This is a genomic window from Nocardia sp. NPDC024068, from assembly GCF_040638875.1.
GTDB lineage: Bacteria > Actinomycetota > Actinomycetes > Mycobacteriales > Mycobacteriaceae > Nocardia.
The window spans coordinates 48261-72111 of the sequence record NZ_JBEZYU010000012.1 but is presented as its reverse complement, the minus strand read 5'-3'; the positions used below and the strand labels follow the sequence as shown (position 1 = coordinate 72111).

22 protein-coding genes are annotated in these 23851 nt (G+C 67.5%); 16 read left to right on the top strand and 6 right to left on the bottom strand.

Going from position 1 to position 23851, the window contains the following annotated elements; translation table 11 throughout:
* Positions 1 to 134: 134 nt before the first annotated feature.
* Positions 135 to 1733 carry a phosphoglycerate dehydrogenase gene (gene serA, locus AB0F41_RS13495; protein ID WP_357423381.1) on the bottom strand — a complete coding sequence of 533 codons (1599 nt, stop codon included), beginning with the start codon at positions 1731 to 1733 and terminating at the stop codon, positions 135 to 137.
* 710 nt (positions 1734 to 2443) lie between these two features.
* Positions 2444 to 2647: a cold-shock protein gene (locus AB0F41_RS13490; RefSeq protein WP_030521844.1), complete on the bottom strand. Its 204-nt coding sequence runs from the start codon at positions 2645 to 2647 to the stop codon at positions 2444 to 2446.
* A gap of 362 nt (positions 2648 to 3009) precedes the next feature.
* Between AB0F41_RS13490 and AB0F41_RS13485 the strand changes: the two genes are divergently transcribed.
* Together AB0F41_RS13485 and AB0F41_RS13480 are read left to right on the top strand one after the other, a co-directional pair.
* Positions 3010 to 3321 carry a hypothetical protein gene (locus AB0F41_RS13485; RefSeq protein ID WP_357423379.1) on the top strand — a complete coding sequence of 104 codons (312 nt, stop codon included), beginning with the start codon at positions 3010 to 3012 and terminating at the stop codon, positions 3319 to 3321.
* A gap of 207 nt (positions 3322 to 3528) precedes the next feature.
* Positions 3529 to 3906 carry a helix-turn-helix transcriptional regulator gene (locus tag AB0F41_RS13480; protein ID WP_357423377.1) on the top strand — a complete coding sequence of 126 codons (378 nt, stop codon included), beginning with the start codon at positions 3529 to 3531 and terminating at the stop codon, positions 3904 to 3906.
* 116 nt (positions 3907 to 4022) lie between these two features.
* On the opposite strand, the gene AB0F41_RS13475 is transcribed toward AB0F41_RS13480, so the two are convergent.
* Together AB0F41_RS13475 and AB0F41_RS13470 are read right to left on the bottom strand one after the other, a co-directional pair.
* Positions 4023 to 4613 (bottom strand): ATP-dependent Clp protease proteolytic subunit, encoded by a 591-nt coding sequence (locus AB0F41_RS13475; protein WP_357423375.1) that lies wholly within the window; start codon positions 4611 to 4613, stop codon positions 4023 to 4025.
* 108 nt (positions 4614 to 4721) lie between these two features.
* Complete coding sequence (locus AB0F41_RS13470; RefSeq protein WP_357423373.1) at positions 4722 to 5327, bottom strand: ATP-dependent Clp protease proteolytic subunit; 606 nt, start codon at positions 5325 to 5327, stop codon at positions 4722 to 4724.
* 233 nt (positions 5328 to 5560) lie between these two features.
* On the opposite strand from AB0F41_RS13470, the gene urtA reads away from it, so the two are divergent.
* The 12 genes from urtA (at position 5561) to AB0F41_RS13410 (ending at position 19729) form a co-directional block, all read left to right on the top strand.
* The gene (gene urtA, locus AB0F41_RS13465; protein ID WP_357423371.1) at positions 5561 to 6862 is read left to right on the top strand and encodes an urea ABC transporter substrate-binding protein; all 1302 of its coding nucleotides are present in this window, start codon (positions 5561 to 5563) and stop codon (positions 6860 to 6862) included.
* Positions 6863 to 6866: 4 nt separating this feature from the next.
* The gene (urtB, locus tag AB0F41_RS13460; protein ID WP_357423369.1) at positions 6867 to 7754 is read left to right on the top strand and encodes an urea ABC transporter permease subunit UrtB; all 888 of its coding nucleotides are present in this window, start codon (positions 6867 to 6869) and stop codon (positions 7752 to 7754) included.
* The gene (gene urtC, locus AB0F41_RS13455) at positions 7751 to 8866 is read left to right on the top strand and encodes an urea ABC transporter permease subunit UrtC (RefSeq protein WP_357423367.1); all 1116 of its coding nucleotides are present in this window, start codon (positions 7751 to 7753) and stop codon (positions 8864 to 8866) included. The genes urtB and urtC overlap by 4 nt, the downstream gene beginning before the upstream one ends.
* Positions 8863 to 9735: an urea ABC transporter ATP-binding protein UrtD gene (gene urtD, locus AB0F41_RS13450; protein WP_357423365.1), complete on the top strand. Its 873-nt coding sequence runs from the start codon at positions 8863 to 8865 to the stop codon at positions 9733 to 9735. Before urtC ends, urtD begins: the two co-directional genes overlap by 4 nt.
* Before the next feature lie 3 nt (positions 9736 to 9738).
* Positions 9739 to 10431: an urea ABC transporter ATP-binding subunit UrtE gene (gene urtE / locus AB0F41_RS13445; protein WP_357423363.1), complete on the top strand. Its 693-nt coding sequence runs from the start codon at positions 9739 to 9741 to the stop codon at positions 10429 to 10431.
* Between the two features lie 10 nt (positions 10432 to 10441).
* Complete coding sequence (locus AB0F41_RS13440; protein ID WP_357423361.1) at positions 10442 to 11143, top strand: GntR family transcriptional regulator; 702 nt, start codon at positions 10442 to 10444, stop codon at positions 11141 to 11143.
* 50 nt (positions 11144 to 11193) lie between these two features.
* The gene (gene uca, locus AB0F41_RS13435; protein WP_357423359.1) at positions 11194 to 14853 is read left to right on the top strand and encodes an urea carboxylase; all 3660 of its coding nucleotides are present in this window, start codon (positions 11194 to 11196) and stop codon (positions 14851 to 14853) included.
* Complete coding sequence (gene atzF, locus AB0F41_RS13430) at positions 14850 to 16592, top strand: allophanate hydrolase (protein ID WP_357423357.1); 1743 nt, start codon at positions 14850 to 14852, stop codon at positions 16590 to 16592. The genes uca and atzF overlap by 4 nt, the downstream gene beginning before the upstream one ends.
* Positions 16593 to 16947: 355 nt before the next feature.
* Complete coding sequence (locus AB0F41_RS13425) at positions 16948 to 17346, top strand: hypothetical protein (protein ID WP_357423355.1); 399 nt, start codon at positions 16948 to 16950, stop codon at positions 17344 to 17346.
* 235 nt (positions 17347 to 17581) lie between these two features.
* A complete protein-coding gene (locus AB0F41_RS13420) occupies positions 17582 to 18064 on the top strand; it encodes a hypothetical protein (protein WP_357423354.1) in 483 nt (160 codons plus the stop codon).
* Between the two features lie 142 nt (positions 18065 to 18206).
* The gene (locus AB0F41_RS13415; RefSeq protein WP_357423352.1) at positions 18207 to 18947 is read left to right on the top strand and encodes an ATP-binding cassette domain-containing protein; all 741 of its coding nucleotides are present in this window, start codon (positions 18207 to 18209) and stop codon (positions 18945 to 18947) included.
* Positions 18944 to 19729, top strand: a complete 786-nt coding sequence (locus AB0F41_RS13410) for an ABC transporter permease (protein WP_357423350.1) — start codon at positions 18944 to 18946, stop codon at positions 19727 to 19729. Before AB0F41_RS13415 ends, AB0F41_RS13410 begins: the two co-directional genes overlap by 4 nt.
* A gap of 236 nt (positions 19730 to 19965) precedes the next feature.
* Here the strand turns inward: AB0F41_RS13410 and AB0F41_RS13405 are convergent, their stop codons facing one another.
* Complete coding sequence (locus tag AB0F41_RS13405; RefSeq protein WP_357423348.1) at positions 19966 to 20583, bottom strand: trypsin-like serine protease; 618 nt, start codon at positions 20581 to 20583, stop codon at positions 19966 to 19968.
* 197 nt (positions 20584 to 20780) lie between these two features.
* On the opposite strand from AB0F41_RS13405, the gene AB0F41_RS13400 reads away from it, so the two are divergent.
* Together AB0F41_RS13400 and AB0F41_RS13395 are read left to right on the top strand one after the other, a co-directional pair.
* The gene (locus AB0F41_RS13400) at positions 20781 to 21311 is read left to right on the top strand and encodes a PadR family transcriptional regulator (protein WP_357423346.1); all 531 of its coding nucleotides are present in this window, start codon (positions 20781 to 20783) and stop codon (positions 21309 to 21311) included.
* Positions 21308 to 22363, top strand: coding sequence for a serine hydrolase domain-containing protein (locus tag AB0F41_RS13395; protein WP_357423344.1), 1056 nt, complete (start codon positions 21308 to 21310; stop codon positions 22361 to 22363). Before AB0F41_RS13400 ends, AB0F41_RS13395 begins: the two co-directional genes overlap by 4 nt.
* 34 nt (positions 22364 to 22397) lie before the next feature.
* On the opposite strand, the gene AB0F41_RS13390 is transcribed toward AB0F41_RS13395, so the two are convergent.
* On the bottom strand, positions 22398 to 23549 hold the full coding sequence (locus tag AB0F41_RS13390) for a phosphotransferase (protein WP_357423342.1): 1152 nt from the start codon (positions 23547 to 23549) through the stop codon (positions 22398 to 22400).
* Positions 23550 to 23851 lie beyond the last annotated feature (302 nt).

The following is a 23851-nucleotide window of genomic DNA, read 5'->3' as shown; positions in this document are numbered from 1 at the left end:
AGGGCCGGACACGGCATCGGGCCGGACCGGCCCGCGCGGACGGTTCGATGCCGGGTGGGCCGGGCCGCGCCCGGACCCACCCGCGGCTGCCTCGGCGGTGCCCCGGCCCTGGGCAGGCACCGCGCTCGGCTACCTCAGAACAGGTCGACCAGCGCGACCTTGGCGGCGCCCACCGCATCGGCGATCTCGGAGCGCACCGCTTCGGGCACCTCCTTGTTGACGCGCAGCACCACGGTGGCGCCTTCCTTGTTGGCGTCCTGGGTGAGCTGCGCGGCGAGGATATCGATCTCGGCGGCGCCCAGCGCGGTGCCGACCTTGCCCAGCGCGCCCGGCCGGTCGTCGTAGTTGAGAACGGCCAGGTTGATGCCCTCGGCGCGCATATCGTAGTTGCGGCCGTTGATGTTGACGATCTTCTCGACCTGCCGCGGTTCGGTCAGGGTACCGGCGACATTGAGGGTGCGGCCGTCGCCGAACACCGCCCGCAGATCCACCAGGCTGCGGTGGCTCGGGCTCTCGGTCACCGTGGTGACCTCGGCACTGATACCCCGGTCCTGGGCCAGCGCGGGGGCGTTGACGAAGGTGACCTGGTCGTCGACATGAGCGGAGAAGACACCGCGCAACGCGGCCAGCTGCAGCACCTCGACCTGGGAGGAGGCCAGTTCGCCACGCACCTGCACCTCGAGGCTCACCGGCAGTTCGTCGGCCAGCGCCCCCAGCAGCGCGCCCTGTTTGCGGACCAGATCCAGCCAGGGGGCGACCTCGTCACCGACCACGCCGCCGGTCACGTTGACCGCGCCCGGCACGAACTCACCGGCCAGCGCCAGCAGGACGGATTTGGCGACATCGGTACCGGCCCGGTCCTGCGCCTCGGTGGTGGAAGCGCCCAGATGCGGGGTCACCACGACCTGCGGCAGCTCGAACAGCGGGCTGTCGGTGCACGGCTCGGTCGCGTAGACGTCGATACCGGCGGCCCGCACATGCCCGGACCGGATGGCGTCGGCCAGCGCGGCCTCGTCCACCAGACCGCCGCGCGCGGCGTTGACGATGATGACGCCCGGCTTGGTCTTGGCGATCGCTTCCGTGCCGAGCAGGCCCTTGGTCTCCGGGGTCTTCGGCAGGTGGATCGAGATGAGGTCGGCGCGTTCGAGCACCTCGTCCAGGCTCAGCAGTTCGATACCGAGCTGGGCGGCGCGCGCCGGCGAGACGTAGGGGTCGTAGGCGACGATCTTGGTTTCGAAGGCCGCCAGGCGGGCCGCGAACAGCTGCCCGATCCGGCCGAGGCCGATCACGCCGACGGTTTTGCCGAAGATCTCCACGCCGTTGAAGCTGCTGCGCTTCCAGGTGCGCTCACGCAGGGTCGCGTCGGCGGCGGGGATCTGGCGGGCCGCACTGAGCATGAGAGTGACGGCGTGCTCGGCGGCGGTGTGGATATTGGAGGTGGGCGCGTTCACCACCATGACGCCACGTTCGGTGGCGGCGGGGACATCGACGTTGTCCAGGCCGACCCCGGCCCGGGCCACGATCTTCAGGTTCTTGCCGGCCTCGAGTACTTCGGCATCGACGGTGGTCGCCGAGCGCACCAGGATCGCGTCGGCCTCCGGTACCGCGGCCAGCAGGGCCGGCCGATCCGGGCCGTCGACCCAGCGGACCTCGACACCGTCACCGAGCGCATCGACGGTCGACTGGGCGAGCTTGTCGGCGATCAGAACTACAGGACGGCCTGCTTGGCTCACAGTGGGTTACTCCTGGGTGACGGGGGACAGCCGGTTGACGCGGCCAAGCTTAGTTCGGCCCGATCCCGGCGTTGACCCTCCCCCTCGTGGTCGGCCGCCGTCACATATCCCGCCACCTGCGCCGACCGCGGCGCCGGGTGGCCGGAATCACGAATGCCCCGGTCTCCAGCGCAGTCGGAGACCGGGGCATTCATACCGTGGCTCAGCCGAAGAGCAGGGTCCACAGGGTCTCGAAAAGACCGCTGACGGCGGCGGAACCGGTGTCGATGATAACGGGGATCATGGTTTTTCCTTTCCGATACGTACCAGCCGAAATCGACTGTCACGCGATACATCGACCCCCGCGGATCAGGCATTAGCAAATTCGCCGGATAAGTGCCTCGAGTCACACGTAATAGTATCGAGATATGCCTGATTCAGTAATCGACACCGGCTCCACCAGGGCATACACCGTAAATATGACCGGAACCTGTCCGGTGCAGAGCAGTTTCGGCAGGCCACGAAGTGCCCGGAACGGGATCACATGATCCCGCACCCGATTATCAGGAAATTCTATGATCGACCCACCGACGGCATATTCGAGGGGACATGACACATATGGATATGCGCTGATCGAGAACAACTTCCCACGCGTTTTTCGGAAAATCCCCCGGATACGAGGCGGGGCCCCGTACCTTCCGGTACAGGGCCCCGCTACTTCGTCACACCACTCAGATGGCGCGGACGTCCTGAGCCTGAGGACCCTTCTGGCCCTGCCCGATCTCGAACTCCACCCGCTGACCCTCTTCGAGGGTACGGAAACCGCTGCCGGATACTGCCGAGTAATGCACGAAGACGTCAGGTCCGCCCCCGTCTTGCGCGATGAAGCCGAAGCCCTTCTCGCTGTTGAACCACTTCACGCTGCCTTGAGCCATGATACTTACTTCATACTTTCTGTTGCGAGCCAGACGGATCTCGGTCGATCCACCTGATCTCTCTGACAACGATGCCACGTTCCAGAAAGTTCCTCCACCTCGGGAAGTCTCGATTGTGAGACAGAACGCCCCCGCCGACCACGGGATATGACCCCGTACCGGGTGTGACCGCCACCGCCGGTCCGGGCGGCTCCCCGCCCACACGGGGGGCATCCCGGGGCGATCCCTTAGTACTCGAGGATGATTCCACACGAGATCCTTCCGTGACGGTGACATTTCACACTCGAATGCGCGATGGTGAATTCCTATCGCCCCCGACGCGGATTTCGCCGCCGCGCCGGGGCAGTACGAGAGGATTCGACGTGTTCCGCACGACATCAGTACCCGCGATCCGCCGGGCCGCGGCCCGCACGGCGGTCGCGGGTGCGATCACCCTGCTGCCGTTGGCAGCGCTCGCCGCACCCGCCGCCGCCGGACCGGAGGCTCCGGCTCCCGGCTACACCCAGGCCGACCGGGACCGGCACCACGACCGCGACAGGGACCGGCATCGTGATCGCGACCGGCACTGGGACCGGGACGACCACTGGAACCACGACCGGCACCGGGACCACGGCCGGGACGATCCGGCGAAGTGGTACCGGCATATGCTGCGCGGCCTGTTCGGCAGCAGCTGACGGCCGGGGCCCGCGTCCCTCGAGAGGCGCGGGCCCCGTGTCCGTCCAGAGGCGCGGGCGCCGTGTCCGTCCAGAGACGCGATGGGCCCGGAATCGCGCGAACCGCCTGTCCCCCATCGCTTCCCCTTCGCGAATACCGGCCCACGCGGTTGTCCGCCCGTAGCGTAATTCGTATCCCCCCGGCGGGACGGAATCTAAGCTCTATCCATGACCGAGTCCCGCAGACTCCAGGCGATCCCGGGCGGCAAGACCGACGGTCCGCACCGGCAGCCGGTGACACCGCCCGAGCCGCTCTGGCGGGAACTCCTCGGCGAACGACTACGCGCCCTGCGCGGCGACCAGCGCGAAACCCTGGCCGAGACCGCCGAGCGCGCCGGAATCTCACCGCAGTACCTGTCGGAGGTCGAACGCGGCCGCAAGGAACCGTCCAGCGAGATGATCGCCGCGCTGGCCGGGGCTCTCGGCACCTCCCTGTTCGAACTCACCCGGCAGGTCGCCGACGAACTCCGTACCCGCCGGCGGCCCGTGGTGGCCCCTGCCCCACGACCCACCGGCGCGCGGTCGCCGATGCTGCGCGCGGCCTGAGCCACCCCACGCCGCGCGGCCCGGGTATCCACCCGGACCGCGTGCCCCGGGTTCGGGCATTCCCGGAACACGCGGCACCCGGCCGGGCCGCGCTCGTCGCGCAGCCGGAGGTGGGTTCAGGTCCGCGGTGCCAGCACGGTGTCCGCGAGCCCGTACTCGACGGCCGCCGCGGCGGTGAACACCCGGTCGCGATCGGTGTCGTGGCGTAGCTGCTGCGGGGTCCGGCCGGTATGCCGGGACAGGATGGTTTCGATCTCCGCCCGCATCCGCACCAGCTCGTCGGCCTGCAGGATCAGATCCGGAATCGCACCCTGCCCGCGCGCCGCCGGCTGGTGCAGCACCACGCGGGCATGCGGGAGCATCGCGCGATGCCCGGACGCGCCCCCGGCCAGCAGCACCGCCCCCACCGCGATCGCCTGCCCCACGCACGTGGTGTGCACCGGCGCGCCGATGTGCTGGATGGTGTCGTAGACCGCGAGCATCGACGACAGATCGCCGCCCTCGCAGTTGATATAGAACTCGATCTGCTGGCCCGGGCTCTCCGATTCCAGATGCAGCAGCTGGGCGATGAGCGCGTTGGCCACCCCGGAGTCGATGGGTGTGCCCAGGTACACGATCCGCTCGGCGAGCAGATGCGAGTAGATATCGGTGATCCGCTCACCACGCGGATGCTGGGCGATCACATTGGGAATCGTGTAGCTGCTCATGCTGTACCTCCTGGGCATGACCGGGCCCCGCCCTCCGTGGTTACGCAGGCTGCCGCCTCCGGGCGCCGCCCGCTCATGCCGTGCCTCCCGGGCATGACCGGCCCCCGCTCATGCCGAGATCCCCACGCGCTGCCGTTGCGGCACCACCTGGCCGAATTCGCCGACGATATGGTCGATGAAGCCGTAGTCCTTCGCCTGGGTGGCGCTGAACCAGCGGTCGTGCAGGGAGTCCTCGTAGACCCGGTCGTAGGGCTGCCCGGTGTCCTCGGCGATCAGTCCGAGAACCGTTTCCACCGTGTACCGCAGATCATCGGCCTGCACCTCGACATCGACCGTGGAACCACCGATCCCCGCCGAACCCTGATGCATGAGGATCCGGGCGTGCGGTAGCGCGAAACGTCTGCCGCGCGTGCCCGAGGAGAGCAGGAATTGCCCGGCGCTACAGGCCAGCCCGAGGGCCAGCGTGGAAACCGGGCACGGCACCAGCCGCATCACATCGCGGATGGCGAGCATCGCCGGCACCGATCCGCCGGGGGAATGAATCCACAGTGAGACGCCGGCCTCGCCGTCCTCGGCGGCGAGCGTGAGCAGCTGGGTGGCCAGCAGGGTGCCGTTGTCGTCGTCGAGCGGACCGTCGAGCACCAGGATGCGACGGGCGAGCAGTTGTTCGCGGGCGCGCCAGCCGAACAGCGGGGATTTGTCGTCGTGAGCCATGTTTCCCACGCTGCCGGACCGGACGGGTGAACGGGAGACCGCGCTGCTGTGAGCGGATCTGCTCTCAGCAGCGCCCCCGCGACCGCTCGGCCGATCGATACCCGGCATTCACGCTGCGATACGTGGGCGAAACACGGCGTCTTTACCGTAATTCCTCGTATACGCCGCTGTATACAACGACGAATGCAGTGCAGTCAGCGGGCTGACCTTTCCTGAGTGGAGGCCTTACGGTCATGAATGCAGCCAGATCAGAAGCACCTACAACAGCTGCGGCGAACCGCCGGCCGCGCAGGCGGGCACGCACCCTGCTCGCCCTGCCGGCCGCCGTATGCGCGACCGCGCTGGCGGTCACCGCGTGCGGCAGTTCCGCCACCGACCAGGCCGGCTCCAATGCCACGTCCTGTGTCGACACCGCGGGCCCCGCGATCAAGGTCGGCTCCCTGAACTCCCTCTCGGGCACGATGGCGATCTCCGAGGTCACCGTCCGCGATTCGATCAAACTCGCGGTCGACGAGATCAACGCCGCGGGCGGCGTCCTGGGTAAGCAGATTCAACTGGTCGGCGAGGACGGGGCCTCCGAGCCCACGGTGTTCGCCGAGAAGGCGGAGAAGCTGATCAGCAGCGACTGTGTCGCCGCGGTATTCGGTGGCTGGACCTCCTCCAGCCGTAAAGCCATGCTGCCGGTGTTCGAGGACCGCAACGCGCTGCTCTACTACCCGGTCCAGTACGAGGGCCTGGAATCGTCGAAGAACATCTTCTATACCGGCGCCACCACCAACCAGCAGATCGTGCCCGCCCTCGACTACCTCAAAGGTCGCGGCGTGAAATCGCTGTACCTGGTCGGCAGCGACTACGTGTTCCCGCAGACCGCCAACCGCATCATCAAGGCCTACGCCGAGGCGAACGGGATGGAGATCAAGGGCGAGGACTACACCCCGCTCGGGTCCACCGATTTCTCCACCATCGTCAACAAGGTGCGTTCGGCCGACGCCGACGCCGTGTTCAACACTCTCAACGGCGATTCCAATGTCGCGTTCTTCCGCGAGTACAAGAACGTCGGACTGACCCCGCAGGACATGCCCGTTGTCTCGGTGTCGATCGCCGAAGAAGAGGTCGGCGGTATCGGCGTGCAGAACATCGCCGGCCAGCTCACCGCCTGGAACTACTACCAGACCGTGAAGAGCCCGGCCAATGACGCTTTCGTGAAGGCGTACAAGGCGAAGTACGGCGCGAACAAGCCGACCTCGGATCCGATGGAAGCCGCCTACGTCTCGGTCTACCTGTGGAAGAACTCCGTCGAGAAGGCGCAGTCGTTCACGGTGCCGGATGTGCAGAAGGCCGCGGGCGGAGTCACGTTCGAGGGTCCCGAGGGCCTGGTGACCATCAACGGCGAGAACAACCACATCACCAAAACCGCCCGTATCGGCGAGATCCGTCCCGACGGCCTGATCTACAGCGTGTGGGATTCCGGCGAGGCCATCGAACCCGATCCGTACCTGGCGGGCTACTCGTGGGCCGAGGGACTCGGGGGCTGATTCCGTGGAAGCACTGATCGGGCAGTTGTTCACCGGCCTGAGCCTGGGCTCCATCCTGCTGCTGGCGGCCCTGGGGCTGTCGCTGACCTTCGGTCAGATGGGCGTCATCAACATGGCCCACGGCGCGTTCATCATGGCCGGCTCCTACACCGCGTACACGGTGCAGGAATACCTGGTCTCCAACGCCGAGGTCTCGCTGATCGTCTCGTTGCTCATCGGATTCCTGGTCGGCGGTCTCATGGGTGTGGCCCTCGAGGTGACGCTGATCAAGCGGATGTACGACAGACCGCTGGACACCCTGCTGGTGACCTTCGGCGTCGGCTTGATCCTGCAGCAGGCGGCCCGGGACATCTTCGGCGCACCCGCGGTTCGCGTGGTGACTCCGGAATGGCTCGGTGGCGGGGTGGAGATCCTGGGGGCCGTGGTCCCCAAGACCCGGATCTTCATCATGCTGCTCGCGGTGCTGTGCGTCACGGCCATCGCGGTGACCATGAAGTACACCGCGATGGGCCGGCGTATCCGGGCCGTGGTCCAGCATCGCGATCTGGCGGAGACCAGCGGGATCTCCAGCCGCGGCACGGATATCACCACGTTCTTCATCGGGTCCGGCCTGGCCGGGGTGGCCGGGGTGGCGCTGACGCTGATCGGCTCCACCAGTTCCAATACCGGCGCCGCCTACCTGGTCGATGCCTTCCTGGTGGTGGTCATCGGCGGGCTCGGCCAGATCCGGGGCGCGGTGATCGCCGCGGTGGCGCTGGGCCTGTTGAACTCGTTCATCGAATACAGCACCACCGCCTCGGTGGCGAAGGTGATCGTATTCGTCATCATCGTGATCTTCCTGCAGGTTCGCCCGCAGGGACTGTTCATGATCCGGTCGAGGAGTCTGGTATGAGGGGATTCTTGACGACCCGCTGGAAGGCCTATTCGGGTTTCGCGATCGCCGCTGTCCTGCTGTTCGCGGTGGCGCCCGCCGTGCTCTCGGATTTCCGGCTCAATCTGCTCGGTAAGTTCCTGTGCTTCGGAATCGTCGCCGTCGGTATCGGGCTGGCGTGGGGCCGGGGCGGCATGCTCACCCTGGGGCAGGGCGTGTTCTTCGGGCTCGGCGCCTACATCATGGCCATGCATCTGAAGATCTCCGACGCCGAGCTGCGCGGTGACGATGTCCCGGATTTCATGCAGATCGCGGGTATTCGCGAACTGCCCGGATATTGGGCGCCGTTCGCCTCACCGCTGGTGACGATTCTGGGCATCCTGATCATCCCGCCGCTGGTGGCGGTGCTGCTGGGGCTCGGCGTCTTCAAACGCAAGGTCAAGGGCGCCTATTTCGCGATCCTGTCGCAGGCGCTGGCCGCGGCGTTCGCGATCCTGCTGGTGGGTCAGCAGTCCACCGGCGGTAGCAACGGGCTCAACAGGTTCCGCAGTTTCTTCGGGCTGGCTCTCAACGATCCGGTCAACCGGCGGCTGCTGTTCTTCATCGCGGCCGCCACCCTGCTGGTGATCGTCGCGCTGACCCGCCAGCTGATGTACAGCCGGTACGGCGAACTGCTGGTCGCGGTGCGTGATCAGGAGGAGCGGGTCCGGTTCCTCGGCTACGACCCGGCCAATGTGAAGGTGGTCGCCTATGCGGTGGCGGCGCTGTTCGCCGGGATCGCCGGGGCGCTGTTCGTACCGATCGTCGGGATCATCTCTCCCGCCGATATCGGGATCGTGCCGTCCATCGCCTTCCTGACCGGTGTCGCCATCGGCGGCCGCACCACCTTGCTGGGCCCGGTACTCGGCGCGATCGCGGTGGCCTGGGCACAGACCGGCCTCTCCGAGAATTTCCCCTCCGGCTGGGTCTACGCCCAGGGCGTGCTCTTCATCGTCGTGGTCGGTTTCTTCCCGGCGGGTCTGGCCGGTCTGGTCTCGCTGGTGCGCCGGAAACGACGGCCGGACAACGACCCCGCACCACCGGCCGATCCGGCGAAGGAACCCGCACCCGCTACCCCGGTAGGAGTGTCATGACCGAGCAGGCGAGCAGCGCGCCCACGGTGACCGGACCGGTCGCCGGCGGGAACGCCGGAATGCACAGCGACTACCTCGAAGTCCGCGGGCTGAGCGTCGAATTCGACGGCTTCAAGGCGGTGTCGAATGTGGACCTGACCCTGTTCCAGGGCGATCTGCGGTTCCTCATCGGCCCCAACGGCGCGGGTAAGACCACCATGATCGACGCCATTACCGGTCTGGTGCCGGCCACCGGGTCGGTCACCAAATCGGGGGTGGAGTTGCTCGGCAAGAAGGTGCACCAGATCGCCCGCCTCGGCGTGGGCCGCACCTTCCAGACCGCGAGTGTGTTCGAGGAACTCTCGGTACTGCAGAACCTCGATATCGCCGCGGGGGCGGGCCGGTCGGTGTGGACCATGCTGCGCCGCCGCCCGGCCGAGGTCTCCGAATCGATCGAGCAGGCGCTGGAAACCATCGGGCTCACGAAGTTGCGGGACAAACCCGCCGGCACGCTGGCGCACGGTCAGAAGCAGTGGCTGGAGATCGGCATGCTGCTCGTGCAGAACGCCTCGGTGCTGCTGCTGGACGAACCGGTCGCCGGGATGAGCCAGGAGGAGCGCGAGGAGACCGGAAACCTGCTGCGGCGTATCGGCGGCGAACGCACCGTCGTGGTCGTCGAACACGATATGGACTTCATGCGCAACTTCGCCACCTCGGTGACGGTGCTGGCGCGCGGCGCGGTACTGGCCGACGGGTCGGTGGCCGAGGTCCAGGCCGATCCGGCCGTGCAGGAGGCGTATCTGGGTACCGCCGCCGAACCCGACACCGCGGGTGAGCCGGGGCCGGACACGGCGGCGCAGCGCGCGCAGACCAACGGACAGGGAGGGTAGGCGATGCTGGAACTCATCGACGTCCACGCCGGCTACGGCCGCACCGAGGTGGTGCACGGGGTCGGTATCGAGGTCCCGGCCGACGGGGTCGCCGCGATAATGGGCCATAACGGCGCCGGGAAGACCACTCTGCTGCGGGCGGCGGTAGGGCTGGTGAAAACCGGCCGCGGCCGGATCCGGTTCGACGGCGCCGATATCACCTCGCTGCGGCCGAGCGCGCGGGTCAAACGCGGGCTGGCATATGTTCCGCAGGGGCAGCAATGCTTCGGACACCTCACCACCGCCGAGAATCTGCGGGTCGTGGCCGACGGCCGTAAACGCGGCGCGGCGCTCGTCGACGAACAGCTGGATCTGTTTCCCGCGTTGAAGGAACTGCTGAATCGCCGAGCCGGCCTGCTGTCGGGCGGCCAGCGCCAGCAGCTGGCCATCGCCCGGGCCCTCATCACCGAACCGCGGATGCTCATCCTCGACGAACCCACCGAGGGCATCCAGCCGTCGGTGGTCGCCGAAATCGAGAACACCATCACCGAACTCGTGAAACGCGGCGGGCTCGGGGTGCTGCTGGTGGAACAGCACATCGGTTTCGCACTGCGGGCGGCGAGCCGCTACTACGTCCTGGAAAGCGGCCGCGTGACCTCGACCGGGGAAGGCGGTGCCGCTGCCGTCGACACGGTTCGCGCCGCCATGACTCTCTAGGCTGCGCGTCGTGACCGAACCCCGAAGCAAACGCGAATCACGCAGCGACACCGTGTACAAGGCGTTGCGCGACGAACTCATGGCCGGTGCCCTGGCACCGGATGAGCGGCTCGGCGAAGAGCGGCTGGCCGAACGCTACGGTGTCTCGCGCACTCCGGTGCGCGAGGCGCTGGCCCGGTTGCAGGCCGACGGCCTGGTCGACCGCCACGACACCGGACTGTTTCCCTATCGGCCGCGCCTGGACACCCTGGGCGATTACTACGAGTTGCGGATCACGCTGGAAGTCCAGGGCATCGCCCGGGTGCTCGACGATCCGGACCTGGGCCACGACCGCGCGGTCCTGGGTCCGGAGATCGACCGCTGGCGCGCCTTCCGTACCGCGCCTCCCGACCCGGACGCCGGTTTCGTCATCGCCGACGAACAGTTCCATTCCGTCCTGCTGGACTCCTCCGGCAACCACGCCCTCACCGACGCCCTGAAAACCGTGAACGCCCGGATCCGCCCGGTCCGGATGTTCGACTACCTCACCCCCGACCGCATGCTCGCGACCGTCGAGGAACATATCGCCATCGGCGAGGCCGTCCTCGACCGCGACCTCACCGGCGCCCGTGAGCAGCTCCTGGCCCATATCGACCAATCCCGCCGCGTGGTGGCCGACCGCGCCGGTCAGGTACTCCAGCTGACCCGTATGGCCCGCGCGACCAAGACCTGAAACCCCCGGCTACTCCGGTAGCCGCACTGTCCACGCCGAGAGGACCGACCGTGACCGAGACCGCCCCGCAGCTGTATACGCCACTGCATACACCCTTGCCCGAAAGCCTGCTGATCGCCAACCGCGGTGAGATCGCCTGCCGCATCCTGGGGACCGCCCGGCGGCTGGGGATCGAAACGGTCGCGGTGTTCTCCGACGCCGACGAGGGCTCGCGGCATGTGCGGATGGCCGATCGCGCGGTCCGGCTCGGCCCGGCGCCCGCCGCGGAGTCGTATCTGCGGGCCGAGGCGGTGATCGAGGCGGCGCTGTCCACCGGCGCCACCGCGATCCATCCGGGATACGGATTCCTCTCCGAGAACGCCGATTTCGCGGCGGAGGTGGAGGCCGCCGGGATCGCGTTCGTCGGCCCGGCCGCCGAACATCTGCGGCTTTTCGGCGATAAACACAGCGCCCGCAAGGCCGCCGCGCAGGCCGGTGTGCCGCTGGTCGCGGGCAGCGGGCTGCTCACCGGGCTCGACGAGGCCCTGGCCGAGGCCGAGCGTATCGGCTACCCGGTGATGCTCAAGGCCGCCGGAGGCGGCGGCGGGATCGGGATGGCCGCATGCGACAGCGCGGCCGAACTCACCGAGGCCTATCAGCGGGTGATCCGGCTGGCGCAGAACAACTTCGGATCCTCGGCGGTGTATCTGGAGCGTTTCGTGGCCCGCGCCCGCCATGTGGAGGTGCAGATCTTCGGCGACGGCCGGGGGCGTGCGGTCTCACTCGGCACCCGCGATTGCAGTCTGCAACGCCGCAACCAGAAGGTCATCGAGGAGGCGCCCGCGCCCGGTCTGCCCTACGCGGTGAGCGAACGGCTGCTCGAATCGAGCCGGCGGCTGCTCGGCGAGGTCGGTTACCGGTCGGCGGGCACGGTCGAGTTCATCTACGACGTGGACCGCGGTGAGGCGTCGTTCCTCGAGGTGAACACCCGTTTGCAGGTGGAACACCCGGTCACCGAAGCCGTCACCGGCGTCGACCTGGTCGAATGGATGCTGCGGCTGGCCGGCGGCGAAACGGCGTTCCTCGACGCGATTCCCGACGCGGGCCCGCCGATCAGCGGTTTCGCGGTAGAGGCCCGCGTCTACGCCGAGGATCCCGGTAACGACTACCGTCCCGGCGCCGGCACGCTCACCGGGGTGGTGATCCCGGACACCACCGCCCGGGTAGAGACCTGGGTCGAGACCGGCACCGAGATCAGCCCCTACTACGACCCGCTGATCGCCAAGATCATCACCTCCGGCGAGAGCCGCCCCGAAGCCCTGCACCGGCTGCGCGCGGCGCTCGACGAGACCCGCATGTTCGGTATCACCACCAACCTCCCGCAGCTGCGGGCCGCCGCGACCAGCTCCCCCATGCTCGACGCCCGCCACACCACCGCGACCCTCGGCAGTCTGGCCACCATCCGGCCCCGCCTCGAGGTGCTGCGCGCCGGAGTGTCCACCACCATCCAGGATTTCCCGGGGCGGCTCGGATTGTGGAGTGTCGGCATCCCGCCGTCGGGCGCGTTCGACGATCTGTCCTTCCAGCTGGCCAACCATGCCGTCGGGAATTCGCTGGGTGAGAACGGCCTCGAGGCGACCCTGCTGGGTCCGCGGTTGCGCTGCACCGATACCACCGTCATCTGCGTGACCGGCGCCGAGGCCCCGGTCACCGTGGACGACGAGCCGGTCCCGATGTGGGAGCCGGTCACCGTGCCCGCCGGGTCGGTACTGGATATCGGCGCCCCCACCGATACCGGTCTGCGCACCTACCTCGCCGTGCGTGGCGGCATCCTCGCCCCCGACTACCACGGCAGCGCCTCGACGTTCACCCTCGGCGGGTTCGGCGGTATCACCGGCCGCGCCGTCGCCACCGGCGATATCCTCGGCATCAAACCCGACGCCGGCGGTCTGCTCGCCCCCGCACCGATTCCCGCCGACGAGCGTCCCGAATTCGGCCACACCTGGTACGTCGGCGTCGGTGAGGGCCCGCAGCCCGCCCCCGACTACTTCACTCCCGCCGATATCGCGCAGTTCTACGAGTCCACCTGGCAGGTGCAGGCCCACGCCAACCGCACCGGCCTGCGGCTCGCGGGCCCGAAACCGACCTGGTCGCGCACCGACGGCGGCGATGCCGGACTGCACCCGTCCAATCTGCACGACTGCCCCTACAGCGTGGGCGCGCTCAACCTCTCCGGCGACACCCCCATCCTGCTCGGCCCCGACGGTCCCAGCCTCGGCGGTTTCGCCTGCCCGTTGACCGTGGTGTCCGCGCACCGCTGGAAACTCGGTCAGATGCGGCCCGGCGACCAGGTCCGCTTCGTGCCGGTCGCCGACGAACGCACCGGCGGACTGCGCTCCTCCCCCGCCGCCCGCGGCCGCAATACCGGCAGCCCCGAACTCCTCGGCGCCCGCGAAGACGACGACGGTGTCCTAGGTAGGCGCGACGCCGGAACCGGCACCCCCGAGGTCAAATATCTGCGCGGCGCCGACGACAACGTGCTCATCGAATACGGCCCGATGGAACTCGATCTGGGTCTGCGGATGCGGGTGCACGCGCTGAGCGAACGCCTCGAACAGGCCTCCATCCCCGGCCTGATCGATATCACCCCCGGTGTGCGGTCCCTGCATCTGCATTTCGACCCCGCCGTGATCGACCAGCGCTCGGTCGTCCGCCTGCTGGGCGAACTCGAGGACGATATCCCCGATACCGCCGACCTGCGGGTCCCCAGCCGCCATATCGAACTGCCGCTCTCCTTCGACGACCCCACCATCGTGGCGGCCATCGAACGCTACGGCCACGGTGTCCGCCCGAAGGCCCCCTGGCTGCCGTCGAATATCGAGTTCATCCGCCGCATCAACGGCCTGGAGAGTATCGAGGATGTGCGCCGCATCGTCTTCGACGCCACGTACATGGTGCTCGGCCTGGGCGACGTCTACCTGGGCGCACCCCTGGCCGTCCCGCTCGACCCCCGCCACCGCCTGGTGACCACCAAATACAACCCCGCCCGCACCTGGACCCCGTCCGACGCGGTCGGGATCGGCGGCAAATACCTGTGCGTCTACGGGATGGAATCCCCCGGCGGCTACCAGCTGGTGGGCCGGACGATCCCCATCTGGTCGGGCTACCGCCAGCGTGCCCCCTTCGAATCCGGTAAACCGTGGCTGTTCCGGTTCTTCGACCAGATCAGCTGGTATCCGGTATCGGCCGAGGAACTGCTGGACCTGCGCGCCGATATGTCGGCCGGTCGTTTCGAGATGCGGAGTACCACCGGTGAGTTCGCTTTCGCCGAACACCTCGAATTCCTGAACTCCCACGCCGCCGATATCGCCGCCACCGACGAACACCGGCAGGCCGCGTTCACCGCCGAACGGCAGCGCTGGGAGGCCGACGGCGAATTCGACACCCAGGACGACCACCTGGTCGAACCCGACGCCGCCGACGATCTCGACCTGCCCGAAGGCGCCCACCTCGCCGCCGCCCCCATGATGGCCAACGTCTGGCGGGTGGAGGTCGCCGAGGGCGACCGGGTCGAGGCCGGCGCCACGCTGCTCGTCCTCGAGGCGATGAAAATGGAGCTGCCGGTGGTCGCGGAGGTCTCCGGCACCGTCCGCACGATCACCGTCGCGGCAGGCGATCAAGTCACAACCGGCGCACCCCTGGTGGCCATCGAAACCGAAGGAGCGGCATGACCATGGAGCAACTACCGCTAGCGGACCCGGCGGCGGATGCGCCGGCCGGCCCGACCGAGAAGGTCGCGCGGGCCTACCGCCGTATCCGGGAGACCGACCGGCCCGAGATCTGGATCACCCTGCGCGCCGAGGCCGACCTACTGGCCGAGGCCGCCGCCCTCGAAGCCCGGCTCGCCCGGGGCGAGCGGTTGCCGCTGGCCGGCGTGCTGCTGGCCGTCAAGGACAATATCGATATCGCCGGTATCCCCACCACCTGTGCCTGCCCCGGTTTCGCCACCACACCAGAGCGCACGGCCCCCGCTGTGGCACGCCTGGTAGAGCAGGGCGCCCTCGTGCTCGGCAAAACCAATCTGGACCAGTTCGCCACCGGTCTCGTCGGCACCCGCAGCCCCTACGGTCCGGTCCGCAATGCCCTGTTCCCCGATCGCGTCTCGGGCGGCAGCAGCTCCGGTTCCGCGGTCGCGGTGGCCCTCGGTATCGCCGACGCCTCGCTCGGCACCGATACCGCCGGCTCCGGACGGGTGCCCGCCGCCCTCAACGGCCTCGTGGGCATCAAACCCACCCTCGGCCTGGTGCCCACCACCGGTGTGGTCCCGGCCTGCCCGGATTACGACGCGGTCACCGTGTTCGCCCGCGACCTCACCCTCGCCACCGAGGTCACCCGGGCCATGATCGGCCCCGACTCCGAGGACTCCCGTTCCCGCGCCTGGCCCGCCGACACGCCGCTCGGCGCCCCGGCCCGGGCGACCCTCGCCGTTCCCGCCGACCACAACCTGACCTCCCTCACCCCCGCCTACCGGGCCGCCTTCGACGCCACCGTCGACCGCTGGCGGGCGAGCGGCGGTGCGGTGGCGACCGTCGATATCACCGAACTCCTCGACGCCGCCCGGCTCCTCTACGACGGTGCCATCGTGGCCCAGCGGTATGCCGCGGTGGGCGAATTCCTCAGCGGCGCACCCGAGGGCGCCGACCCCGTCGTCGCGGCGATCATCGGCGGCGGCGAGGTCCCGGCCGCCCATTCCTACGTCGCCGACCTCGGCCGCCTCGCCCACGCGGCGGCCGCGGCCCGCGAACTGTTCGCCGACCATCCCGCCCTGCTGCTCCCCACCACCACCGAGCACCCCACCCTCGACGCGGTGGCGGCGGAGCCGGTGGCGATCAACAGCCGGATGGGCACCTTCACCAACTTCTGCAATCTCCTCGATCTGGCCGGGATCGCCGTCCCCGGCGCGGAGACCGCGGACGGCGACCCGTTCGGCGTCATGCTGATCACCCCCGCCTTCGCCGATCAGGTCGGTATCGACCTGGCCGCCCGGTTGCTGGATGAACCCGCGCCGCTGCTCACCGAGACCGGCACCGAACTCCTCGTCGTCGGTGCGCATCTGCGCGGTTTGCCCCTGCACCACCAGCTGGAAGGCGCGAAAGCCCGTTTCCTCGGCGAGGTCACGACCGCGGCGGCCTATCGTATGGTCGCTCTGCCCGCCACCCCGCCGAAACCGGGGATGCTGCGCGTCGGGACCGGTTCCGGCGCGTCGCTACCGGGCGAACTGTACCGCCTCTCCCCCGCCGCACTGGGCACCTTCCTGAGCAACCTGCCCGCACCCATGACGCTGGGCAAGGTCGAGCTGGATTCCGGGGAATGGGTGACTGGCTTCGCCTGCGACTACGAATCATCACGTGACGCCACCGATATCACCGAGTACGGGGGGTGGCGGAACTATCTGAACGCCGATCGGTGACACCGGACCACCCGGAGTCCTGATCACCGCTTCGCAGCGACGGCGAAGTACCGGCCCACCGTACCGATGAGGGGCGCGATGAGCCGGCCGGGGCCTACACCCCTCATGCGCCGTCCTGCGAATCACAGCGGCCGGTGGAGCGAGTTGCCGGACTCGCTCCACCGGCCGTTGCGCTGTGTCACAACCACCACTCGACGTCGCCCGGTCACCGGATCGCAGTTCGCAGGAAAAACATCCCGAGATAGTTCGTTTGTCCCAATCAGCCGCAGCGCGACCGGGTCCGTCATACCCTCATCGCATGAATAGGTATGCGTCACGAGCAGCGAAACCTTTTGCCATAGCGTGCATTACGACCATGGGCCTCATCGCCGGGCCCCCGGCGGCCCATGCCGCGTCCGAAGAAACTCTGTGCGGCTTCACCTATCCGACCCCCGACGACTTCTCCGTGACCGCCGGAAGCAAGGTCACCGCGACCCCCGGCGCGTCCGGAGTCGTCGACCTCAGGATGTACACCGATGCCGCGTCCGAGGCCGGGTACGACCAGAGGTTCGGCGTCACGTGGGCGAACCTCGATACCGGGCGCAGCGGCGTCGCCGAGGAAAACGCCCGCGTCCAGGGCCCGGAAACCATTCTTGCCATCCCTGGCGTGACCACCGAACCCGGCCGGATCGCATTCGTCCTGAGCGCGTCCAACCACGGTTCGGACCAGAACCACACCTACGGGGACTGCAGCGCCGAATACGTGGTGCCCTGACCCGAACCGTTCACCGGCCATACCGGGAGTGCCGCGAATACCGCACAGTTCACATCCCATATTCATGGTTAGGATTGACTAACCTAACCCCGCCCGCTAGCGTGCTGCGTACCCGGACGGTCTTCGCTGTGCGATTGCCGGCCGGGTTGCGTCGGTGGACCAGCCGAGCGGTACCCGACACCGCCCGCGTCCCCGCCGCAGCGGTTAGCACGTTGGTCGGAAGGGGCCTGCCGTCATGTCCAGATTCATCAGATTCGCCACCGTCTGTATCCTCGCCGCGCTCGTGGGCCTCGGTATGGCGCAACCGGCTTCGGCCGATGTCTCCATCCGGGACTCCTCCGCCTCGGACCTCTACGTCCGCGCCGAGACGCCGAGCCTGCTGCAGCTCGAGAAGCAGTTCGCGGCGTTCTGGAACCCCAATATCGGGATGGACCCGAAGGTCGAGGTCAGCTACAACGGCCCGTCCGCCCGCCCGGCCCTCGAGCGCGTGATGGCCAACAGCAGCACCATGGACTTCTTCTCCATCCAGGGTCGCGCCATCGGCCCGGTGCAGATCAACGGCAACTCCATGTCGGTCACCATGCACGGCCTGATGGCCGGTTTCCCCGCGCAGAACAACAAGTACTTCTACATCCGCGACGCCGGCCTGTGGAAGATCGACTGGAAGCAGACCTGCGCCGCCATGCAGTGCTCGGGTAACCCCAGCTTCGGCTACTGATCCCCCGCACCACCCGTATTCCGGAACGGCTCCCCGCGGCAGCTGCCGCGGGGAGCCGCCCCCATCGGGCCCGTGCCGCCCCGGAACACCCGAATCCGCTGCCGCGACACCGCGGCACCGCACCAGTGACCCAGGACTTCCTATGATCAGCGTTCGTGGCGTGTCCAAACGCTTCGGCGAGAAACTCGCCGTCGACAACGTCACCTTCGAGGCCGGCGAGGGCTCGATAACCTATCTCCTCGGCCCGAACGGCGCGGGAAAGACCACCGCCATGCGCATGATCGCCGGCCTGGCCCGCCCCAGTTCCGGCTCGGTCTCCGTGAACGGTGAGGGCCTGCGCGATTTCCGTGACACCATCCACGAAATCGGTTTCAGCCTCGGCGCCTTCTCCCGCAACCCCGCCCACACCGCCGAACAGCATCTGCTGTGGCAGGCCCGGCTGGGCGGCGTCCCGAAATCCCAGGTCGCCCCACTGCTCGACCGGGTCGGCCTCGACCAGGTGGCGAAGCGCCCCGTCGGCAAATTCTCCTACGGCATGCTGCAACGCCTCGGTATCGCCTCCGCCCTGCTGGGCGACCCGAAAACCATGGTCCTCGACGAACCCGCGAACGGCCTGGACATCGAAGGCATCATCTGGCTGCGCGAACTGCTCGTCGGCCTGGCCGGCGAAGGCAAATGCCTGCTGGTCGCCTCCCACAACCTCACCGAAGTCGAGATCACCGGCGACCGGATAGTCATCATGGGCAAGGGCAGCGTGCTGTCCGATACGAGTAAGGACGAACTGGTGGCGGCAGGCTCCGGTCCGCGGCCGCTGGAAGCGGCCTACGTCGAGATCACCAAGAGCAGCGTCGAATACGCCGCCACCGGGGGTGCGGCCGAATGATCGCCACCTACCTCGTCCGCGCCGTCCGCAGCGAACTCGCCAAACTCTCCTGGCGCAGCTCCCTCTGGTACGCCGTCGTCCCCCTCGCCGTGATCATCCCGCTGGGCATCAATTTCGGTATCGCCAAGGCCACCGAATCCAACGCCCTCAACGGCGCCGGCGGTATGGACACCAACAACGCCGCCTACTGGATCCTCGTCTTCTCGTCGTTCATCCTCATGGCCGGCGGCGTCACCTCGCTGTGCGCGGAATTCAAAGACCAGACCGTCGAAACCGTTTTCGGCATCCAGACCCGCCGCTGGCTCCTACCCGTAGCCAAACTGATCGTCTTCGGCGCGATCGCCGCCGTTACGGCCTTCGTCACGACCTTCGTCGTCCTATGGGGTTTCCCCCACCTGTTCCCCGAGATCTGGGGCCGCGTCGAAGTCTTCTCCTCCGAAGGTATCCAGCTCCTCATCGGCGCCCCGCTCTACACCCTCCTCATCGCCGCCCTCGGCCTCGGCCTGTCCGCCCTGGTCCCGAAACCGGGTTTCGTGGTGATGATCGTGCTGCTGTGGAAATTCGGGGTGGAAGTGTTCGTGACCTTCGTCCCCGGCGACCTGGGCGTCACCCTCCAGCAGCTGTCACCGTTCAAGAACGGTGAGTTGGGGGTGGGGCAGTTGGCGACCATCGAAAGTCTCTTCGGCCAGAACGGCTCACTGGCGTATTTCGCGGCGGTATGCCTCGCGATCTTCGCCTTCGGCACGATCCGCCTCTCCCTCACCGACACCAAAGGCTACTGACGACCGGCCTGGATCAGCCGAATCGAGCGTAGCGCCCGAGAACCCTTGCGGTTCATACCGGCACCGCACCTAGCGTGGTCCCCGATTTGTGACCGAGCAGGGCAGGGACGTCTCGGGCGAGCTGCTCCAGCAGTGGGCCGGCGGCACTTCATCCCGGAACACACCCGACGCGATCACAGCGGCGATAGCCCTCCGATTCGCATGATCATGCGGAACCCGTTTCGCCACAGCCATTTTCACGGCTCCCCCAGCTCGAAGCCGACTGGCAGGCTGGAGTATTCGAGATTCGAGCTCGTGATGCCGACCAATACCGCAGTTCCTTTGCCGGCATGCCGATACACAGGTCCGCCCGAGTCGCCGATGCAGATATCGGTGTATCCGGCGCATCGTGTCCCGCTGACCTGACCGTACCGGCAGAGGGGAGAACCGCCCGGCGGTCCGGTCGCGACCAATCGTTTGCCGTCGGGCAGAGTGTTGTGTGTCCGCGTGCCGGGCAGCAGGGGAATCATGGCCCAGTCCACATAGGGGAGCCGGATCACCCCGAACAGCCCGAGCGTGCAGTGCCCCGCGGTCAGCGCGACCAGCTGTCCGTCCGCATAGCCCGTCGCGGTCACCGAGCACAGCCCGAGTGACGATCCCGGCCCCACGGCGACCCCCTCGGCACTGCCGGGAGCGAGCATCGCCGATCCGGTAGCGGCGGAACCGGTAGCAGAGCCGGGATCGAGCAGTGCGGATCCGGTATCGGCACCGGCGCCGGGGGCGAGTAGTGCGGTTCCGGCGGCAGCAGCGGCCAGGGCCAGCAATATGGGCGAGCCGGGATGTTCAGTTGCGGAGCGAGCTCGCGCCCTGGTCATATGCGACAGCGTACGGTCCTACCGCTGAGGTTCGGTGTAACTCACGGTCGCCGGTCCGGCAGGTCCGCAGCCGAACACGACCATCGGTATCCGGACCCCGTCGTCGGCATGCACCCGCCACACCGTGGGCCCGCCTTCCGCGATCAGCCTCTGGAAGGCATATAGGACAGCACACATATATGCGCTAACATCTTCCCATGTCTCTGCGGCACGCGATTCTCGGTCTTCTGTCCATCAGACCGATGAGCGGATACGAGCTGAAGAAGGTGATCGACGAAAGCGTTGCGCACTTCTGGACCTCGGATCAGTCGCAGGTGTATCGCACCCTCGCGGATCTGGTGGACAGCGGACTGGCCGACCGCCGCACCGTCGTGCAGGAGGAGCGTCCGAATATGCACATCCACAGTCTCACCGAGTCCGGTTCGGCCGAGTTGGACGCCTGGCTGGCCTCACCGCTGCGCACACCGCCGACGCGTGACCCGTTTCTGGTGCGATTGTTCTTCGCGGACAGGCTGCCGCCCGACCGGATTCGCGACCTGCTGCAGGCACGCCGACGGGAACTGAGCGAGCACCTGGCGACCCTGGAGGCGATTACCGTCCCCGACGAAGCAGCCGATATCGGTCAGACGCTCCGGTTGGCCACTCTCGACTACGGAAGAACTGTGGCCGAAGCCGAACTCGCCTGGCTCGACACCACCCGGCGCCGGCTGGACCGGATCACCTCATGAGACCGCCACTGCCGACTCGGCTCGACCGCATAGCGGCCCGCTACGCCGCCAAACCGGCGGTGTCGGCGTTCAGCGTCGCCCTCGAGCAGCCGTCCACCGGATTCTCCTGGCGTTACGGCGATATCGACCGCCCCTACTTCGTCGCCAGCATCACCAAGCTCTACACCGTCGCGATGATCATGCAGTTGCGCGATGAGGGATCTTTCACCCTGGACACCCGCGCCGCGGACATCCTCGGCGCGGACACGATGCGTGGGCTCGTCGTGCACGAAGGCCACGATTACGGTCGAGCCATCACACTGCGGGAGCTGCTGAGCCAAACTTCCGGAATACCGGACTATTACGACCAGAAGCGACCCGACGGCACCACCCTCGCCGCCGAAATACTCCACACCGACGCCGCCTGGACGTTCGACGACTTCCTCGAGATGGCCCGCAACATGCCGAGCCGATTCGCCCCGTCGACACCGGGCCGAGCACAGTACTGCGATACCAACTACCAACTGCTCGGGCGGATCGTCGAGGTCGCCACCTCCGGCAGTTTCCACGACGCCCTACGCCACCGCATCCTCGAACCGCTCCACCTACAACACACCTGGCTGTTCACCCCGCACACCCTGGACCGCTACGACCGAGTCGCCACGCTCCGGCACGGCCGCACCCCGCTACATATCCCGAAGGCGATCGCCTCGTTCCCACCGGACGGCGCGATCGTGTCCACAGCCGCCGACCAGATGCGCTTCCTACGCGCCTTCATCGCCGGCGACCTGTTCCCTTCCCACTACCTCGCCGAGATGACCGCCCGGTGGCGTCCGGTGTTCTCCCCCCTGATCCCCATCCACTACGGCCTCGGGATCATGCGCTACCACCAGCCCCGCTGGCAGAACCCTTTCACACCGGTCCCACCCATGATCGGCCACTCCGGCGCCTTCGGCACCGTCCTCTATCACGTTCCCGCCCACGACCTCTATATCGCCGCAACCGTCAACCAGATGCACCCCGTCAGCCTCCCCCACGTACTCCTACTCCGACTTGTCTCTCACTTCCCCTGACAGCGTCGATGGCTCTTCAGGGCACGGAGTCCGGTCAGGTGCTCCGTGCCCACGAGCGCAGCGCAGTCTCCACTCGCGCCGGGGCCACAGGTTCGGCGTGTCCCCAGATTTCTCTCGCCCACTCGAGTTTGCCCACGAAGTTGGAGACCAACAGCTGCTCGTCTTCTGGTCTCAGCTCCCCGTCGGCCAGCACTTTCGCGTACCGAACAGCATCCACAACCACCGATTTGACGCGTTCGTGGTTCAAGTAGGTCTGCAGGTCCGCGGCCCAGTTACCGACAGCCGCGGCGGGCTCCGCCGCCGCCCAGGCCGTCAGCAATGCTTCCCGCTCCGCCGGGAAGTACCCCATCTTGTGGAGGTGCGTCGCAACGTCGTATACCGGGTCGCCGAACAGCGCCAATTCCCAGTCGATGAATACGACGCGGCCGTCCCGGATGATCATGTTCTTGCGGTGCACGTCCGAGTGCAGCAACCGGAAAGGCCTGGCCTGCAGAGTGGTCCAGGAATCGAGAATTCCGGCGAACGGATCCGCGGGTACTTCGAGCTCGCGGTAGAGCGGGCCGAATGATTCCCGAGCCTCCCTATACACGCGTTGTGAGACCTCGGACAGCCGCCGCGCGAACGAGACGGGATCGCCCCTGTTCTCTCCGGCCGTGACCGGCAACCGGTCCGATGGGACCTCCCGCAACTCCCCGAAGAACGCGGCCACATCCATGGGAACATGCGCGGGTACCGCGACACCTCTGGGCGCGATCCGGTCCAGCAGCTCGCCCTCGATGTAGTCGTGGATCTGGTATTTCGGGGACCGCGATTCCCAGCGCAACCGTGGCGCCGCGGCCACGGATGCCTCGATCGCCCGCACCACCAACGCTTCGGGCCACTGCCGCAGATCCATCACATCCGCACCCGCCACCGGAATGCGGACATTCACCGTGCCCAATGCGCCCTCGACCCGCACATTGTGGTTGTAGTACCCGGCCGCCATATCGGTCCGGGCCGCGGCCTCCTGATACAGCAGGTCCGGTTCGATGCCCAGTATGCGTGCGATGAGCCGTTGCGCTCCCCGGTCGAGGTCGGCGTCCGGGGCCGGTGGCTGGATCCGGTCCAGCGCCCGCACCGCCGCGTCGGAGACATCGGGTTCGGTCCAGCCGTAGAGCGACAGCACAGCCCGCGCCAACAGGATCAACCCGGGATACACCTCGGGTCACGTACCTACGATCAGCTCTTCGATGTGGCCTGCCCTTTCCAGTCAACCCGCACAGCATCGATACCGGTATGACGGGAACTGCTTCATCAACGTCCTCGGAAGGGCTCCGAAACCGACAGTGGACTAGACCAAAACGACGTCACCTTCATTGCCGCGACCTCATCTTCGACGTTCGCGGATGTCCCACACCACATCGTTGCGGAACTCCCGCCAAGGCTCCCGATTCCTGGAGGTCCATCACGCGCCGGAAGCGCGACCATTACTCGCTACTACCCTTGAAT